We start from the raw sequence: 17,655 nt of genomic DNA on the forward strand, positions 1-17,655 counted from the left end.
GTCGTTACTTATTCAACGTCCTGGGCAAACCAGGGTTCGCGCGCTTTCATAATCAAAGCGGCTGCGCGTTCTTCATCCATACCATCAACTTCCATAAGCTCGTCTACCGACTGCTCAGCAAGGTCTTCCATACAAATCACACCGCGCTTGGCCAATGTAAAGGCTAACGCTCTATCCATACCGTCCATTTCAATAAGATCATCAGCTGGCTCTGTTTTATCGAGCTCTTCTTCAGCAGCTAACGCCTTAGTCACCAAAGCATCTTTGGCTCGGCTTCGTAACTCTTCTGCAACATCCGCATCAAAGCCGTCAATCGCTAAGAATTCTTCTAGCGGGACATAAGCCACTTCTTCTAGCGTAGTAAAACCTTCTTCAACCAATACTTCAGCAACTTCCTCTTCAACATCAAGTGCTTCCATAAAGATTTCGATAACGTTGCCGGTCTCGGATTGCTGCTTCTCATTCCACTGCTCAACGCTCATGACGTTGATTTCCCAGCTGGTAAGTTCAGAAGCCAAGCGAACATTCTGGCCGCCGCGACCAATGGCTTGCGCTAAGCCTTCTTCCACAACAGCAACATCCATACTGTTCGTATCTTCATCAATAACAATGGATTCGATTTCAGCAGGGGCCATACCGTTGATAACAAATTGCGCAGGGTTTTCATCCCACAAAATAATATCAATGCGCTCACCCGCCAGCTCATTCGAAACAGCCTGAACACGCGAACCGCGCATACCGACACAAGCGCCAACAGGGTCAATACGCCCATCGTTGGTGTAAACCGCTATTTTTGCACGCGAACCAGGGTCCCGTGCGGCACCGCGAAGCTCAATAATTTCTTCTGCAATCTCAGGCACTTCAATTTTAAACAGCTCAACCAGCATCTGCGGACAAGAGCGGCTCAAAAACAACTGGGGGCCGCGCGTCTCACTGCGGATATCCAGCAAAATGGCACGTACCCGATCATTCATACGAAAAATTTCACGTCCGACCAGCTGATCGCGAGGCAACAAACCCTCAGCATTACCACCCAGGTCCACAATAATATTGTCACGTGTCACTTTTTTAACAGTACCCGATATAAGCTCACCGACTTGATCGCGATACATATCTACAATTTGTGCGCGCTCTGCTTCGCGAACCTTTTGAACAATCACTTGCTTCGCGGTTTGCGCGGCTATACGACCAAATTCAGCGTTATCAATGACTTCACTGTAAACGTCACCAATTTGCAGCGAAGTATCTTTTTCTGCCGCCTCTTCTGTGGTGAACTGAGTTCCCAGCTCTGCCATGACGTCATCAGCCATCACTTCCCAGCGACGCTCTGTTAGATAGTCGCCAGTTCTACGATCAATAGTTACGATAATGTCGGATTCTTCATCAAAACGTTTTTTTGCCGCTGAAGCCAAAGCCAATTCAATAGCTTGGAAAATCACTTCACGGTCGACGCCTTTCTCGTTAGATACCGCATCTGCAACCAATAAAATTTCTTTATTTTTCATGGAAAGCCTCTGCATCAGTCCCTAAAAGCGGGGGATAATATTTGCTTTGTCGATTAATTCAAAAGGAAGTAGGTACTCTTCGCCGTCAGCCTCTAAAACGACCTCATCGTTTTCGACCCCTTTTAAGAGGCCTTTGAAATTACGACGCCCGTCAAAAGCGATTCGTAAACGAACACTGGCTTTCTCACCAATACTCAAAGTGAATTGCTCAAGCTTGAAGAGCGGGCGATCCATACCGGGGGAAGAAACCTCAAGTAAGTACTCACCACTAATAGGATCTTCTACATCAAGAACGCTGCTAGATTGCCGACTAACATTCTCGCAATCTTCAACACCAACGCCTTCTGGCTTGTCGATAAAAATTCGGAGTATGGCTCGGTGCTTACCCTGAGGTAAGTATTCCAACCCCCATAACTCACACCCAAGCGAGGCCACAACCGGACCAAGCAAGTCTTCTAAACGCTGCTGAATAGATGCCATAAAGTTGATTAATACTCTGTTTGAACGCGTGCGCTAAATCACCCATTAACAATGCCGGATCTAGGTACACTTTATAAGAACAAATAAAAAATGGGCCTATAGCCCATCATCTTTCCGGCCTCGCAGAACACACGCCTAGGGCAGTGAACTTTGATCCAGATAATAAAAAACCCCATATAGGGGTTAAAAACAATCTAGCGGAGGAAACCACACTCAAACAAAACTAGATTGAGAACTTCAGTCGGCGCAAATTATAGTGACCTAAACCACTTATAGCAAGATACCGACACAGTAACCGTCTATTTTTTCAGCAATTAACACTGAATGCGCGCAACAAAAAATAAAGCTGCGAACAAAACAAACAGGCACAAAAAAACCCAGAATAATCGTCAAAAAAACGCTTATTCTGGGTTTTCTCGACTAAGCAACAACGCTGCTTAGAATTGGTAGCGGGGGCTGGATTTGAACCAACGACCTTCGGGTTATGAGCCCGACGAGCTACCAGGCTGCTCCACCCCGCACCGACTTCCTCTATCGTCTAGGCCTCTGCCCTTCCGATGTGGCGCATATTAGAGATGTAAGCCGATTCCGTCAACCACTTTATGTGATTATTTTTGTATTATCGCTCAAGCACTTACATTACGTTCAAAGAATACACTTACAGTGCGTTTCTTAAGCCAAGCACCCTGGGGTGCGGCCTTAAATAGAACTGCTGCTTGATATAATCACTCGCATAGTGATCCAAGTAATGCCCTAATAATTTCATAGGAACAGCTAACGGCACCTGCCGCTGGCGATACTCCTCAATAGATTCAACAAGCTCCTGCCGAAAAGGCCCCTTAACCTCTTTATTCAGGTATCCAAGCAGGTGGTACAACACATTGCTGTGACCTCTGTGATTCGGCGCTTTTTTAGTCCCCGCCATCAGGGCGCTGACGTACTCAGCCCAAACCTCCTCTACATCACCAACACCGGCACGCGCCACAAGCTGCCCGAGCTGTTTATAAATAGGATTACCGTAAGACATCACAAAGTATTTCAGCCGAGTATGCAGCGCTACTAATTTTGAGGCTGTCTTACCGCTTTTCGCCTGCATTCTAATTTCGTGATAAACAAATACTCTCGCAATAAAGCTTTCACGTAAAACCGGGTCATTTAAACGCCCCTCCTCCTCAACCGGTAAGTCGGGGTTTGCCTTTACGAGCTCGGCAGCAAAAATGCCCGACCTCTTTTTCGGGTGGACGCCTTTTTCGGTGTAAACCTTAGCGCTATACAAGCCACAGCTTGGGGAATTTTTCATGAAAATAAAACCGCTTAAACCCTCCCCCATAGACGCTTGCTTAACACTGTAGTCTTTTAGCTCGTCCGTAACGTCGATCGTGTCGTCGCCACTACCCACAACCCGAGGAGCATCGAAATCGCCCTGCATTCTAATAGCCGGCCGAGGAATACCCAGACCAATGGCGACCTCAGGACAGACAGGCTGATATTCAAAGTATGGAGCTAAATCACGGATACAAAACACAGAGCGTTTATGACCCCCGTTGTACCTAACCTCCTGCCCTAGGAGACAAGCCGATATACCTATTGGAATCTTTTGCTCTTCTATATCACTCATGATTCAAAAATCCATTATCTGTACGTATTGGTTAAGAATAGCCTTAAGGGACGAGGTAATAATAGTTTATCCAATTAGGCGAAGAGATCGACTTTCTTATCGAGGCGCATGCCGGGGCATGTAACGCTTTGAGCAACGAAGATAAGGAGGTCGAGATCAAGCATTAGTGGATGAAATATTGTTTCCTCGTCCCTAATTCTTAACCAATACGTACTAGCAAGATATCAGGATCAACAACCCAACTCCCAAACGTAAAAAAGGCCAAAGCAAGCTTCGACCTTTAACCAAGAAACCGCAGTTGAGAGTCAAAAAGATTCGCATTCCCTTGGTGTGCATGGCGTGTAGTAAAAATGTGTAGTCACCTCATTGGTGATGAATCATTTTTATCGCGCGTCAGGGGCGCCAAGGGGATTCGTAGACTTTGATGACTTAACTCCGGCTTCTAGGTTTAACCATTACAAGGCAAACAACACTAAATAGGTTGGCCGCCGTAATTCGACTGCGGGCGCTTTGGAGGATCCGCCATCACATTTACATCCACCGCTTGGATCTGCCCACCGCTCGCCAAAAAAGTCTCGATATCAGACTCCAACTTCAAACGGGCCCGCTCACGCTCTTCATCATTAGATTCAACCGTATTTATAGCAGCCATATCATCGCCGCTATCTGCAGAAGCGGCGTCATTATCTAGTACATCATCATATTCATCGCTCATAGCATTTCCTACGCCAAAAAACAAAACTTACAGACAAACACTCTATTTGCTGATTATTTATAGATGACGTGAATAAGGCTAGCCAGCAATTCCGACAATTTTCTTAGCTTGTTTTTTACTAACTTTTTCGACTAACTAAACACTTTGCTATTTACAGTGTTTGCGCCGATTAACGCCGTCAAACAACCGACAAACGCCCTTCATTTTTACAAAAAGCGGCCAAAAAAAAGCCCCAAAATGGGGCTCCTTAAGACAACGACGTAATTATGACGATTCTCTATACCGCGTCTGGGCCAGTTTCACCCGTACGAATTCGCACAATCTCTTCAAGCGGCTGGATGAAAATTTTACCATCGCCAATCTTTCCGGTTTGCGCCGCCTTAGTTATCGCCTCAACAGCGGAATCGACAACATCATCAGAAACGGCCATTTCTAGCTTAACCTTCGGTAAAAAATCAATCACATACTCAGCGCCACGATATAGCTCAGTGTGCCCCTTCTGGCGACCAAAGCCTTTCACTTCGGTCACAGTCATACCTTGAACACCAATTTCAGAAAGTGCATTGCGCACATCATCGAGCTTAAAAGGTTTTACAACGGCAGTAATCAATTTCATGTGGGATTGGCCTTATCATTGTTTTCGTTATTAAGCACTCAAACGGTGCAATGCTCTACCAGCCCAATCTACAACACAGCAGCAATAGAAGGCAAATTATCCTCGCCAAACAGGCAAAAAAAAGCGGCCGAGCAAGCTCGACCGCAAAAATAACCACAACCAATGAAATGAAAATGGGCAAAGCCTAAGCTTTACCCAACAAACTTACTTACTGCGAGTGAACTCGGGGTAAGCTTCCATACCGCACTCTGCGATATCAACACCTTCAAACTCATCTTCTTCCGATACGCGAACACCAATGATCGCCTTGATAGCAAGCCAAACAATCAAGCTGGTAACAAATACCCAGGTAAAGATTGTTAAGGCTCCAATGATTTGACCAGAAAATGATGCTCCACCGTCATCAGTGAGAGGGTTAGTGATTGGCACCAACAACAAACCTAGCAAGCCAACAACACCGTGAACAGAGATAGCACCAACGGGATCATCTATTTTTAGCTTATCCAAGAAGAGAATACTAAAGACAACCAAGACACCACCAGCAGCACCGAAGCACGTAGCCTGCAATGCAGATGGAGTAGAAGGTTCTGCCGTAATCGCTACCAAGCCTGCCAACGCGCCGTTAAGCGCCATCGTTAAATCAGCCTTGCCAAACATAATGCGTGCAACCAAAAGTGCAGCAATCAAACCGCCGGCAGCAGCCGCGTTAGTATTCATAAATACAACCGCAACAGAGTTAGCGCTCTCTACGCTAGCAGTAGCCAAAACTGAGCCGCCGTTAAAGCCGAACCAACCCATCCACAAAATAAACATACCCAGGGTAGCCAGCGGCAAGTTAGAACCAGGGATAGCATTAACACTGCCATTAGCGCCGTACTTACCTTTACGCGCACCTAGCACCAATACACCCGCTAGCGCAGCTGAAGCACCGGCCATATGAACAATGCCAGAACCTGCAAAATCAGAAAAGCCTAAATCACCCAAGGTGTACATACCCAAAACAGCTTCGCCACCCCAAGTCCAAGCGCCTTCCATCGGGTAAATAAAGCCCGTCATTACTACTGCAAATGCCAGGAATGCCCAAAGTTTCATACGCTCAGCAACAGCACCCGAAACGATGGACATTGCCGTGGCTACAAATACAACCTGAAAAAAGAAATCTGCTGAAGGAGCATATGCAGCAGCCTCTTCCGCGCCCTTAACGCCGTCACCAGCAATAGGGGTCAAGAAAAACCACTCACCCGCACCGCCTTTATACATAATGGCGTAACCGCATACGAAGTACATAATGCACGCAATCGCATACAACGCGGCATTTTTAGTTAAAATCTCGGTGGTGTTTTTCGAGCGAACTAAGCCCGACTCCAGCATGGCAAAGCCTGCCGCCATCCACATTACCAGTGCGCCACAAATCAAAAAATAGAATGTGTCTAAGGCGTACTGTAATTCAAAAATTTGGTTTTCCATTGTTATCTCCGGAAACGTTGAATTTACAGGGCGTCTTCGCCGGTCTCGCCGGTGCGAATACGTACCACTTGCTCGAGGGCCGATACAAAGATCTTGCCGTCGCCAATCTTGCCACTATGGGCAGCCTTGCTAATCGCTTCTACGACTTGGTCAACTTGAGCATCAGCAACAGCAACCTCAAGCTTGGTTTTCGGTAAAAAGTCCACAACGTACTCGGCACCACGGTAAAGCTCGGTGTGACCTTTCTGGCGCCCAAAACCTTTCACTTCAGTAACGGTAATACCCTGTACACCGATATCCGAAAGTGCTTCGCGAACAGCATCAAGCTTAAATGGCTTGATAACAGCAGTAATTAATTTCATCGGACTGCTCCTGGTTATTTGCAGACTTTGCTGCTTTTATAAAAATAAACCGCTCAGTTTGCACTGAGCGGCTGGTTTGAAATTACTCGCCTAAAGGTAGGGTGTAAGAGACTACGAATTTAGCGTCATCCGTATCAGTTTCATCAGCAATAAACTGACTTACAGTGAAAGATAAGTTGTCGTTATAGGCATAGCTAACATTCAAATGAACCGGGCTACAAGTGTCGCTCACCTCATTTTCAGGGCAAGACACTGCACCATTAACAGCAGCGTTATCGGAATGCATACCCACCAATACCGAAAATGCACCCATATCCGCCCCAAGCGTGTAATACATATAATCACCAGAGCTATTTTCTTTACCTACGGGAATATAAGCGGCGAAATTTACTGGACCATAACCTAAGCTAACTACCGTATCAGTCCAATCAGCGAAATCGGTCTCGCCATCTTTCGCATAGCCAGCTCCGGTAGGGTAGTTATAGCTCCACACACTTAAGTCATAAGAAAAGTCACCTACTGAGCCGCCATAACCAAGATATAGATCATACTCAGTACCAGCTGTGTCATCCCCAGAAGAACCCCAGATACCGCTATAGAAACCAGCAGTGCTAACACTTAAATCACCGAATACAGCCGGTGTCCCCGTCCCAAGATCAGCACCACGCCATAAGTAAGTGCTGGCCACACCAACAGAAGCACCAACTTCAACTTCTGCTTGCACAGGAGCCATGACACCAGCAGCCATAACAGCCGCTACAGATGAAGCAATAAGTGTTTTACTCAATTTCATAATGTTTTCTCCAAGAGTGATAGCAATATTTTTTTTAAAATCTAACTACGGTAACCGCAGTATTGTGACCGAGCTACTGCAGGATATTTGCCAACAATAAAAAAGTCATATATTTCAAAAGGTTAAACTAAAAATAGGCTTAGTAGATCATCAGCGCACGTATATCAAAGCACCAAAAAAAAACAACCATGGCGCACCAAAATGTAACAACGCACCATTTTGGCGCGATCGATATTAAGGCATACGTTTTTGAAGGGAAGCGTTAATATTGGATAGGCGAAAAAAAAGCGCCTACAAAGAGGCGCTTTTTTCGGGTGGGTAGCGATTACTGCTTATCTAATTCCAGTAAACGAATACGCGCTTCGAGCTTTTGCGTCAGCAACTCAAGTGCTTTTACTTTTTCGACTAAGCCTTCTGGCTCGGCTTCTTTTTCAGCCGCCGGCGTTGCTGCTGGACTACCACCACTGTTAATCCGGCGAATATCCAAACTGCCGTTTCCGCCAGAGGTGCCTGAACGCGCAGTATCACCCTGCGAACCATCACCACCGCCTGCAAGCCAAGATCGGCTACCGCTAAGCGATTTTTTATTCACGTATCGACCAGAAGTGCCAACCCCAGCCATACCTGGCTGCCCCCCTTTGCCACGTAGACCACCCGATATTTTCACTTCAATACTGTTAGTTAAGTCTTCTGTTACGCCTTCGGCCAAGGAGTAATGGAAACGAAATGTTCCGCCCTTACCACCGCTAGCGCCTGCACCACCAGCACCAGCATCGCCGCCTGCCGCAGTACACTTGGGGAAATCGGGAACATTTTGACCATCACCACCAATACCACCACGGCCGCCGTTGCCGCCGCTTAAATCAATTTTTACCGTACCAAAACTCACAACACCCAGCGACCAGTGCACGCTAGCGCCATTACTTCCGCCGCCGCCAATACCGCCATTACCACCGGATTTACCCGCTTGGCATTGGCCGGCTTCGGTATGCGACAAACCATTCGCACCATCGCGGCCATCGCCACCGCTGCCATTGATGACTACGCCATAGCCAATACTGGCTTCTTTAGCATCCACTATCCACATATCGACGCCATTAGCCAATTGAATGCTGGCTTTGTCGTCGATCGTTAATTTATCGAGTGTAAGTTTGGCTTGTGCCGAGTCTATGACATAAACAGAACCAGCTTGAATATGAAGGTCGGCGGCCAGTGCATGGGCACCTAGTGCCGAAAGGCACGCGAAAAGGGCTAATCGTTTCACGGTGGAATCCTGTACTTTTATATTTATGAATGGGCTGATTTGAACAGGTTTTACCCTGCGCATCAAGCCAACCCGAAAAGGCTTTGCCAGGCACCGACCGCCCCAGCTACTGCACATGAGTATACATGAGGCTCAGAGCGCGGGGCATTGCATTTTATTTTTTGTGCAGGGTGCACAGATTGCGCACCCCATTGCGGCGCAAAATCCGCTAGACCGTTAGATATTCACGTACGCGGGTTTCATCCATCGCACCAATCTCACCACTCAATACGGCATTGCCTCTGTCCATAACAACATAGCTGTCTGCTAGCGCCCGCGCAAATTCAAAGTATTGCTCCACCAACAAAATCGCCATCTCGCCCCGGTTACGCAAAATATTAATCACATTATGAATATCCTTAATCACCGAAGGCTGAATACCTTCCGTTGGCTCATCCAAAATCAACAGCTGTGGGCGCATGACTAAAGCGCGACCAATAGCTAACTGCTGCTGCTGGCCACCGGATAAATCGCCACCGCGGCGATGCAACATTTCACGCAGAACAGGGAACAGATCGTAAATTTCCGGGTTAATCGCACGGTGCTTACGCGGCAATACCGCAAAGGCCGTTTTCAAATTTTCTTCCACGGTTAACTGCGAAAAAACCTCTCGACCTTGTGGAACATAAGCAATACCCGCTTTAGCCCGGTCGGCTGAAGACATTCGCGTAATATCCTTACCTTGCCATACAATACTACCGCCACTCACAGGGTGCCGACCAGAAACTGCACGTGCAAGGCTGGTTTTACCCACACCGTTACGGCCTAGAATACTGGTAATAGCGCCCTTTTCGGCCTGTAGGTCCACATTAAATAATGCTTGGCTTGCGCCATAAAATAAATTTAAATTTTTAGCTTCAAGCATAACTAGCGCCCCAAATAAACTTCAATAACCCGCGAATCGGCAGAAACCACATCCAAGGTTCCCTCCGCTAAAACGCTGCCTTCATGCAACACAGTCACCTTGGTATCCAGCGCTCGAATAAAATCCATGTCGTGCTCAACCACAACAACCGAGTGTTTCTGGCTAATCTCTTTTAGAAGCTTGGCCGTTTGCAGTGTTTCGTAGTCCGTCATTCCGGCGGCAGGCTCATCGATCAATAACAGCTCTGGGTCCTGCATAATCAGCATGCCAATCTCTAGCCACTGCTTTTGGCCGTGGGATAAATTTTGGGCATAATCTTCTTTGCGTGCTTCCAGCCCAACCAGCGTTAATGTGCTAGCCACGCGCTGCGCATCACTGTCTGTTAATTTAAAAAAGAGTGTTTGCCATACGCCGCGCCGCCCAGACAGCGCGAGCTCTAAATTCTCCCACACCGTTAAGCTTTCTATCACCGTAGGCTTCTGGAATTTTCGGCCAATCCCTAAATTAGCAATATCCGCTTCATCGTACTTGGTGAGGTCGGTTAAATCTTTAAACCTGACCTCGCCTTCATCCGGCTTAGTTTTTCCGGTAATAATATCCATCATCGTACTTTTACCGGCACCGTTAGGGCCAATAATCGCACGAAGTTCTCCGGGTCGAATATCTAACGACAAATTATTGATCGCCTTAAAACCATCAAAACTTTTCGTCACGCCATTTAAGTAAAGAATACTTTTAGGCTTGTAATCCGCTACGCTAACACTCATTTAAGCACCCTCCACTTTCTGACTAGAGGCTTGCTCGGCTTTTTTAGTTGCGCGCTTACTGCGCAGTTGCTCTGCAAGCCCAATTACCCCTTTAGGTAAATAAACCGTACTAATCACAAATAGCCCGCCCAGCATAAACAACCAAAACTCAGCAAAGATGCCGCCCGTAAAGTACGTTTTTGCATAGTTAACTAAAACAGCACCCAACAAGGCGCCATACAAAGTACCGCGGCCACCAATAGCAACCCAAATAACAATTTCAATAGAATTTAATGGATTAAATTCAGAAGGGTTGATAATGCCAATCTGCGGCACATACAAAGCACCCGCAATACCCGCTATCATTGCCGATATTACAAAAACAAAAAGCTTGTAGTGCTCAACCCTATAGCCCATAAAGCGCGTACGGCTTTCGGCATCGCGTATGGCAACTAGAACCCGACCTTGCTTACTTTGAGTGATGTATTTACACAGCAAAAATGCCGCTAACACGGCTATGGCCGTAAGCATATACAACACCAAACGCGTGGCATCAGACTGCAAATCGAAACCCAGAATATCTTTAAAATCGGTTAAGCCATTATTACCACCAAAACCAAAATCATTTTGGAAAAACGCCAGCATTAATGCATAGGTTAAAGCCTGAGTAATAATCGACAAATACACGCCCGTTACGCGCGAACGGAATGCTAGCCAACCAAAAACAAAAGCCAAAATGCCCGGCGCTAAAAGTACCAGTAAAGCAGCAAACCAAAACTGATCAAAACCCTGCCAATACCACGGCAACTCCTGCCAATTCAAAAACACCATAAAGTCAGGTAATTCAGCATTGCCATAAACACCACGATCGCCAATTTGCCGCATCAGGTACATGCCCATGGCATAACCCCCCAAAGCAAAAAAGGCACCGTGCCCTAGGCTTAAAATCCCGCAGTAACCCCACACTAAATCCAGTGCTAGTGCCAACAAAGCAAAGCACAAGTACTTGCCCAACAACGTAACGGTATAAGTCGGTATATGTAAAAAAGAGCCCTCTGGCATCACTAAGTTAAGAAAAGGCACTACGATTAATACCGCAAGTAATACCATAATGGTATTTCTTGCTGCCTTATCGTTTTGAATTAAACGACCGATAAATGAATTTTTCATAATTAATCCTCCACGAACCGGCCTTTCAGTGCAAACAGCCCTCTTGGCCGCCACTGAATAAACAGAATAATAAAGATCAGCATCATAATCTTCGCCACAACAGCGCCCATTGCAGGCTCTAAGAATTTATTCACCACCCCCAAACTCATTGCGGCAAAGAAAGTACCCAACAAATTACCAACGCCACCAAAAACAACAACCATGAAGGAATCAATAATGTACTGCTGCCCCATATTGGGCCCAACATTGGTAATTTGGCTTAATGCAACGCCAGCAATCCCGGCAATTCCCGAGCCCAAGCCAAAGGTTAAGGCATCAACCCAGCTCGATCGAATACCCATAGAATTTGCCATGGCACGGTTCTGTGTAACCGCACGCATCTGTAAACCAAGCAACGTTTTCTTCAGCAATAAAACCAACAAACCTAAGACCAACAAGCTAAATATAATGATGTACAACCGGTTATAGGTAAATGTAAGTGCACCATTTATTTCCAGCATGCCGCTCATCCACTCAGGCGTAATTACAGCCACATTGTTAGAGCGGAAAGTGCGTACCAATTGTTGTAAAACTAAGCTAACACCAAAGGTCGCCAATAGTGTTTCCAAAGGGCGGCCATACAAATGCCGAATAATTGTGCGCTCAATAACAACACCAACAGCACCAGAAACCAAAAACGCCGCCGGAATGGCGATCAAGACCGAGACCTCGATCCATTGAGGGAAAATCTGCTGAATCGCAAAAGTGGTATAAGCGCCGAGCATAATCATCTCGCCGTGAGCCATATTAATAACCCCCATAACCCCAAAGGTAATGGCTAAACCTATCGCAGCAAGTAACAATACAGAACCTAAACTCAAACCAAAAAATAGTGTTTCGATAAAGGAATAAACACTGATTTTTCCATTAACTTTTTTCAGTGCCGCTACTGCAGCAGTAACAACTTCGGCGTCTTGTTCAATATATTGCCCCTCATCGTCCTTCGCCATAAGCCGCTGCAACAACGATACGGCAGCAGGCTCCACCGTTAACGAGAGTGTTTTGATCGCATTGAGTCGCGTTTCTTGGTCTTGCGAGGTAATGTCAATAGTCGCTAAAGCAACGCCCATTAACTCACGAATGACAGGGATTTTTTCTTTTTTGTACGCTTCAAAAATAAGAGGGCGTAAATCTTTGTTTGGCGCTTTAATCAAATTTTGTACGGATAATTTACGTACACTCACGATTGTTGAATTAATTTCAATACTCGCAAGCGCTGTACGTAAGGCCCGCCGCAAGCTGTTATTAATACGTATTTTTTTTACCTGCCCATTACTGTAGGCCACTATTTCATTATCAATAATATTTCGAAAGCTGTCGCCCTCTTGCGCAACAATAGCACCGCCATTTTTCACTACGTATAAACGGCCATCGAGCATAACTTTTAGCGTTGGCAATACCCGCTCATCATCAATTTCACTCAGCGCCTCTACCGCTTTAACTTTTTTCGAGTAAGACCCTTTACTCAAGGTTTTTACGTCGGTTTCGAAATCGGCAGCCATAGTCATTGAAGCCATCAAAAATAGCCCCAACATCCCTAGCCAACTGACTACTTGCTTTACTCTACACATAAAAATCCCATTTTGAGGAATTGGCTGTTTTACAGCCTTATATTTTTAAGGGAGGAAAAAAAACGCGGCCAATCTATATAAACTAGGCGAACCCAAATTTACATAAATTAACCGCGTTATATTGCACCATTTAGCTAGCCGCTAAAAATAGCCGCCATTCTTACATTATTAGTAATTTTGACCCGAGCATTTACCGGTTTTAATGTTGAAGTTTCCACAAGAAATTGGCTTACTCCAGTCGGCCACCAAATTAGCTGACTCAGGAAGGAAATCAGTCCAAGCATCGCCAATAACGCCACCAGGCGTTTGCCATACTGTTTCGAACTGTCCATCTTCTTGAATTTCACCAATCAACACAGGCTTGGTGAGGTGATGGTTAGTATTCATCACGGCAATGCCGCCCGTTAGGTTAGGAACCGTAACGCCATACATCGCTTCACGCACAGCATCCACATCAGCCGTACCGGCTTTTTCAACCGCTTTTGCCCACATTTCAAAACCAATGTAAGTCGCTTCCATCGGATCATTAGTTACACGTTTTTTATCTTTAATGTACTTATGCCACATAGCAATAAATGCATCATTCGCTTCACTTTCAGCGCTCATGAAATAGTTCCATGCGGCTAAGTGACCCACCAACGGCTTAGTATCAAAACCTGACAATTCTTCTTCGCCTACCGAAAAGGCCACTACAGGGATATCTTCTGCAGTAACACCGGCATTCGCCAATTCTTTATAGAATGGAACGTTTGCATCACCGTTTACAGTAGAAACCACCGCGGTCTTTTTACCTGCAGAGCCAAACTTTTTAATGTCCGCTACGCGAGTCTGCCAATCACTGTGACCAAAAGGCGTGTAGTTGATAGAGATATCCGCTTTTTTCACGCCTTTGCTGATCAGGTACTGCTCTAATATTTTATTGGTCGTACGCGGGTAAACATAATCTGTACCCTCTAAAATCCAACGCTCTACCCCTTCTTCATTCATGAGGTAATCAACCGATGGAATGGCCTGCTGATTAGGCGCTGCGCCGGTGTAAAATACGTTTTTAGACGACTCTTCACCTTCGTATTGCACAGGGTAAAACAACAAACCGTTTAGCTCTTCAATGACCGGTAATACTGATTTACGAGAAACCGAAGTCCAGCAACCAAAAATTACATCGACTTTGTCTTTCTCGAGTAACTGCTTTGTTTTTTCGGCGAACAACGGCCAGTTTGATGCAGGGTCAACCACGACAGCTTCCAACTTCTTACCGAGTAAGCCGCCTTTTTTGTTTTGCTCTTCTACCATCATTAAAACAGTGTCTTTTAATGTGGTTTCACTAATAGCCATAGTCCCGGATAAAGAGTGAAGAACACCCACTTTAATCGTGTCTGCAGCGTGAACAGCCATTGCACCAGCCGTAAGCGCGGCGATAGAAATAGCCATACTGGTATTTCTTATAATGTTTTTAAAAGAATGCTTCATCGTTTTCTCCTAGATAGCGGTATAAATAATTTTTATAAGATAATTTAACCAAACACAACGTTCGACAAATCTGGATATCCAGTAATTGCAGATATAATGCCAAGCATGCGTAATACCGATAAAAAACTTGTTTATCGGTATGCAGGCCGCGAAACAAAGGGGGGAGCCCCGGCTCATACTTTGCAAACGCGAAGTCATTCGAAAATAAAGAAGGGAGGCGCCGCACACTATAAGTGCAGAAAATCATAACAGTGCACTACCGGATTCAATTTGGTGCGCAACCCAAAAAGCCAGTATTCAGTAGCCGTTAAGTTGGCAAGTAGAAGAAGAAAAGAAAAAAGGAGGCCAAAATAAGGGCTAGATTGATGCTCTACGCCTTATTCTGGCCTCCTTTTGGTGCTGAGTAGCTTAAAAAATCCGAAGGAGGATTAGGCGCTAAGCTATGCCCGCTTGCTGCGATAAAGTGGGGCGACCATTCCAAGTGCATAAACACCCACCAGTAAAGCTACCAGCGATAATGTCGAGCCACTAGCAAAACTGAAAATAGCTCCAGTCGCTTCTGCTCCGTGGGCCAAACCGTGACCTGTAAATATTGCCGCAGCAACAACTGGCGTCAGCGCCCCTAACTGCGCGCGCGTTACGGCTAAAATACCGACAACCGCCACCGAAACTAAAACAGCCATTTCCAACAACTTCAACTGCGCGCCCTCGATATTGCCAGCCAACACAACACTCCCGAAAAAGAGGGCGGCGACAGCCAGAATACTTTTAACAGCAAGTCCACGCGGCATCGTTAACAACCATACCCCCAAACATACGATTGCCGCTAAATGATCTAACCCCGTTAATGGGTGAACAACACCCTGCCAAAAACCACTCGCGCCATGGTCATTGTGCGCCAAAACAGGTAATGATAGTCCACCCAGTACCGCGCCCATTACAGCTTGTTGTATTTTCATAAAGCCCTCCCGTTACGTATTGTTTGGGCTAAGCATGCCCTGCGTTTCAATAAAAGACACGATATCGACCACACCCGTGCCGTCTTTTAAATTACTAAATACAAAAGGCTTTTCGCCGCGCATTTTTTTAGCATCGCGATCCATAACCGACAAATCGGCACCGACTAGCGGCGCTAAGTCGATTTTATTAATAATCAACAGGTCCGATTTTGTAATGCCTGGGCCACCCTTACGGGGAATTTTATCGCCCGCCGAAACATCAATCACATACAGGGTTAAGTCGGATAGCTCAGGGCTAAATGTCGCGGCCAGATTATCGCCACCGCTTTCAATCAGAATAATATCCAACCCAGGGAAGCGCTCATTTAGCTCGGCCACCGCCGATAAATTCATCGAGGCATCTTCGCGAATAGCAGTGTGTGGGCAGCCGCCGGTTTCCACGCCGATAATGCGATCTTGCTCTAGCGCTTCGTGGCGCAATAAAAACTCGGCATCTTCGCGGGTATAAATGTCATTCGTAATCACCGCTATGTTGTAACGGTTTTTAAGCTCTGCGCACAAAGTTTTAACCAGTGCCGTTTTACCAGAACCTACTGGCCCGCCAATACCTAATCGCAAAGCGGGTTTATTGGGTTGTGTACTACTCATACAGTATCCTTAAGATCGAAAAAGTCGGGAATATTGATATTCGTGTAATGTCGACGCTAATACTTGCCCCGGTAAACTGGTGCCAATGTTATCGTCGCTAATATTTTGCGCTGTTGCCACAGCCACGGGGATTGTCGGCAACAATTTAATCAGTAATTTTTGAGCAGTCGTTTGACCAAGAGGCACAATTTTAGTCGCTGCAGCCACTTGGTTTTCTAACCAGCTGTAAGCAAAGCTCTGCAGCAAGTCATTGATCGGTATATTCCAATGGCTGCCGGCTAAAGCAAACATCGCCACGAAACTAGGCTTTGCAATTGGGGCACTTATCGCTTCTGCGGGAAAATCTAAATCGGCTAATAAGCGACTTAAGGCGATGCCCAACTGCTCATCTTCTAGCAGTAGCTCACTGGTTTCACGGGAGGCACGTAAAAAGTAATTCCAGTGATTAATCGCTGCCCAATCTTTATCGCCCCAAGCACGATGGCATCGTATTAATATTGGCAAGTCTAAATGCCCAATGCCATGCAATAGAACACCCTGCAGCCAATCACTCACATCATCAGCCGTTTTTAATTGCCCGCCATCTATAGCAAACTCTAACCCCTGTGAATAAGCATAAGCGCCAACAGGCAACGCCGGGCTGGATAAGTGCAGCAGGTGTAATAAGGACTGCGAGCAATACCCGGCTGAAACCTCGGGTTGAGCCTTAATGTTCATGCGAGTGGCTATGACCATGCCCGCCGGAAGGAGCATGCCCAGCAGCGTAGGCCCCAGGCTCTGGCTGAAAAGAGGACTTCTCACACTCTACATTTAAGCCAAGGCCGCGCACCATATCGTCTAAAACGTGATCGTGCTGATAACGTAAAAAAGCATCGGTGATTTGTAAAGGTACATGGCGGTTACCCAAATGATAGGCCGCGCGGGTTAATTCCAAAGACGTTTTTGCGTATACCGTACTCACGCTTTCGGGGGCTGCTACTACCTTTGCAACCTCGCCCGTTGTACACAGTAATAAGTCACCATCCTTTAATACATGACCGCGCTCGATAAACCAGCCAAACTCCTTGCCACAAGTTGTTTGGCTACGGTGGCGGCTTTTTTGTCGATCATCAAAGGTTAACTCTAGCGTTAACGTCGGCGCTTGTACGGGTTCGGCAATCAACGAATGTGCTTCTAACATAAATATCCTAACAATCGTAATTTCAAAAAAATATTGTAACTATTAAGGCATGCAAAACTAGGTCGGCAAACTGATCATTTTCTGGGCCGCTCAAGCCATCCCTGGGCGCTATGCAAGCGCTCTGGAAAACATGCTCCTGCGTTTTCTC

18 protein-coding genes and 1 tRNA gene are annotated in these 17,655 nt (G+C 46.1%); all 19 read right to left on the minus strand.

What is annotated here, in order from left to right:
- Positions 1-8: 8 nt before the first annotated feature.
- A complete protein-coding gene (gene nusA, locus AC3A8L_RS03820) occupies positions 9-1,505 on the minus strand; it encodes a transcription termination factor NusA (protein WP_487960906.1) in 1,497 nt (498 codons plus the stop codon).
- A 21-nt stretch (positions 1,506-1,526) separates the two neighbouring features.
- Positions 1,527-1,985, minus strand: a complete 459-nt coding sequence (gene rimP / locus AC3A8L_RS03825; RefSeq protein ID WP_487960907.1) for a ribosome maturation factor RimP — start codon at positions 1,983-1,985, stop codon at positions 1,527-1,529.
- Between the two features lie 444 nt (positions 1,986-2,429).
- Positions 2,430-2,506 (minus strand) — tRNA-Met (locus AC3A8L_RS03830).
- A 137-nt stretch (positions 2,507-2,643) separates the two neighbouring features.
- Entirely contained in the window at positions 2,644-3,603 is a 960-nt protein-coding gene (locus AC3A8L_RS03835) for a YbgA family protein (RefSeq protein WP_487960908.1), read from the minus strand.
- A 472-nt stretch (positions 3,604-4,075) separates the two neighbouring features.
- Positions 4,076-4,318 carry a hypothetical protein gene (locus tag AC3A8L_RS03840; protein ID WP_487960909.1) on the minus strand — a complete coding sequence of 81 codons (243 nt, stop codon included), beginning with the start codon at positions 4,316-4,318 and terminating at the stop codon, positions 4,076-4,078.
- Between the two features lie 277 nt (positions 4,319-4,595).
- Positions 4,596-4,934, minus strand: a complete 339-nt coding sequence (locus AC3A8L_RS03845; RefSeq protein ID WP_487960910.1) for a P-II family nitrogen regulator — start codon at positions 4,932-4,934, stop codon at positions 4,596-4,598.
- A 204-nt stretch (positions 4,935-5,138) separates the two neighbouring features.
- On the minus strand, positions 5,139-6,401 hold the full coding sequence (locus AC3A8L_RS03850) for an ammonium transporter (protein ID WP_487960911.1): 1,263 nt from the start codon (positions 6,399-6,401) through the stop codon (positions 5,139-5,141).
- 23 nt (positions 6,402-6,424) lie between these two features.
- Positions 6,425-6,763, minus strand: a complete 339-nt coding sequence (gene glnK / locus AC3A8L_RS03855; RefSeq protein ID WP_487960912.1) for a P-II family nitrogen regulator — start codon at positions 6,761-6,763, stop codon at positions 6,425-6,427.
- A gap of 82 nt (positions 6,764-6,845) precedes the next feature.
- Positions 6,846-7,556, minus strand: coding sequence for a TorF family putative porin (locus tag AC3A8L_RS03860; protein ID WP_487960913.1), 711 nt, complete (start codon positions 7,554-7,556; stop codon positions 6,846-6,848).
- Between the two features lie 325 nt (positions 7,557-7,881).
- Positions 7,882-8,820: a hypothetical protein gene (locus AC3A8L_RS03865; RefSeq protein ID WP_487960914.1), complete on the minus strand. Its 939-nt coding sequence runs from the start codon at positions 8,818-8,820 to the stop codon at positions 7,882-7,884.
- A gap of 208 nt (positions 8,821-9,028) precedes the next feature.
- Complete coding sequence (gene urtE, locus AC3A8L_RS03870) at positions 9,029-9,724, minus strand: urea ABC transporter ATP-binding subunit UrtE (protein WP_487960915.1); 696 nt, start codon at positions 9,722-9,724, stop codon at positions 9,029-9,031.
- Between the two features lie 2 nt (positions 9,725-9,726).
- Entirely contained in the window at positions 9,727-10,491 is a 765-nt protein-coding gene (urtD, locus tag AC3A8L_RS03875; RefSeq protein WP_487960916.1) for an urea ABC transporter ATP-binding protein UrtD, read from the minus strand.
- Positions 10,492-11,640 (minus strand): urea ABC transporter permease subunit UrtC, encoded by a 1,149-nt coding sequence (gene urtC / locus AC3A8L_RS03880; protein WP_487960917.1) that lies wholly within the window; start codon positions 11,638-11,640, stop codon positions 10,492-10,494. It lies immediately after the preceding gene.
- A 2-nt stretch (positions 11,641-11,642) separates the two neighbouring features.
- Positions 11,643-13,250 (minus strand): urea ABC transporter permease subunit UrtB, encoded by a 1,608-nt coding sequence (urtB, locus tag AC3A8L_RS03885; protein ID WP_487960918.1) that lies wholly within the window; start codon positions 13,248-13,250, stop codon positions 11,643-11,645.
- Positions 13,251-13,418: 168 nt separating this feature from the next.
- A complete protein-coding gene (gene urtA / locus AC3A8L_RS03890) occupies positions 13,419-14,681 on the minus strand; it encodes an urea ABC transporter substrate-binding protein (protein ID WP_487960923.1) in 1,263 nt (420 codons plus the stop codon).
- Between the two features lie 479 nt (positions 14,682-15,160).
- Positions 15,161-15,679 carry a HupE/UreJ family protein gene (locus tag AC3A8L_RS03895; RefSeq protein WP_487960919.1) on the minus strand — a complete coding sequence of 173 codons (519 nt, stop codon included), beginning with the start codon at positions 15,677-15,679 and terminating at the stop codon, positions 15,161-15,163.
- Between the two features lie 12 nt (positions 15,680-15,691).
- Positions 15,692-16,327 (minus strand): urease accessory protein UreG, encoded by a 636-nt coding sequence (ureG, locus tag AC3A8L_RS03900; protein ID WP_487960920.1) that lies wholly within the window; start codon positions 16,325-16,327, stop codon positions 15,692-15,694.
- Positions 16,328-16,336: 9 nt separating this feature from the next.
- On the minus strand, positions 16,337-17,044 hold the full coding sequence (locus tag AC3A8L_RS03905) for an urease accessory protein UreF (protein ID WP_487960921.1): 708 nt from the start codon (positions 17,042-17,044) through the stop codon (positions 16,337-16,339).
- The gene (ureE, locus tag AC3A8L_RS03910; protein WP_487960922.1) at positions 17,034-17,507 is read right to left on the minus strand and encodes an urease accessory protein UreE; all 474 of its coding nucleotides are present in this window, start codon (positions 17,505-17,507) and stop codon (positions 17,034-17,036) included. The genes AC3A8L_RS03905 and ureE overlap by 11 nt, the downstream gene beginning before the upstream one ends.
- Between the last annotated feature and the right edge of the window lie 148 nt (positions 17,508-17,655).

Source organism: Marinagarivorans sp., assembly GCF_982758155.1.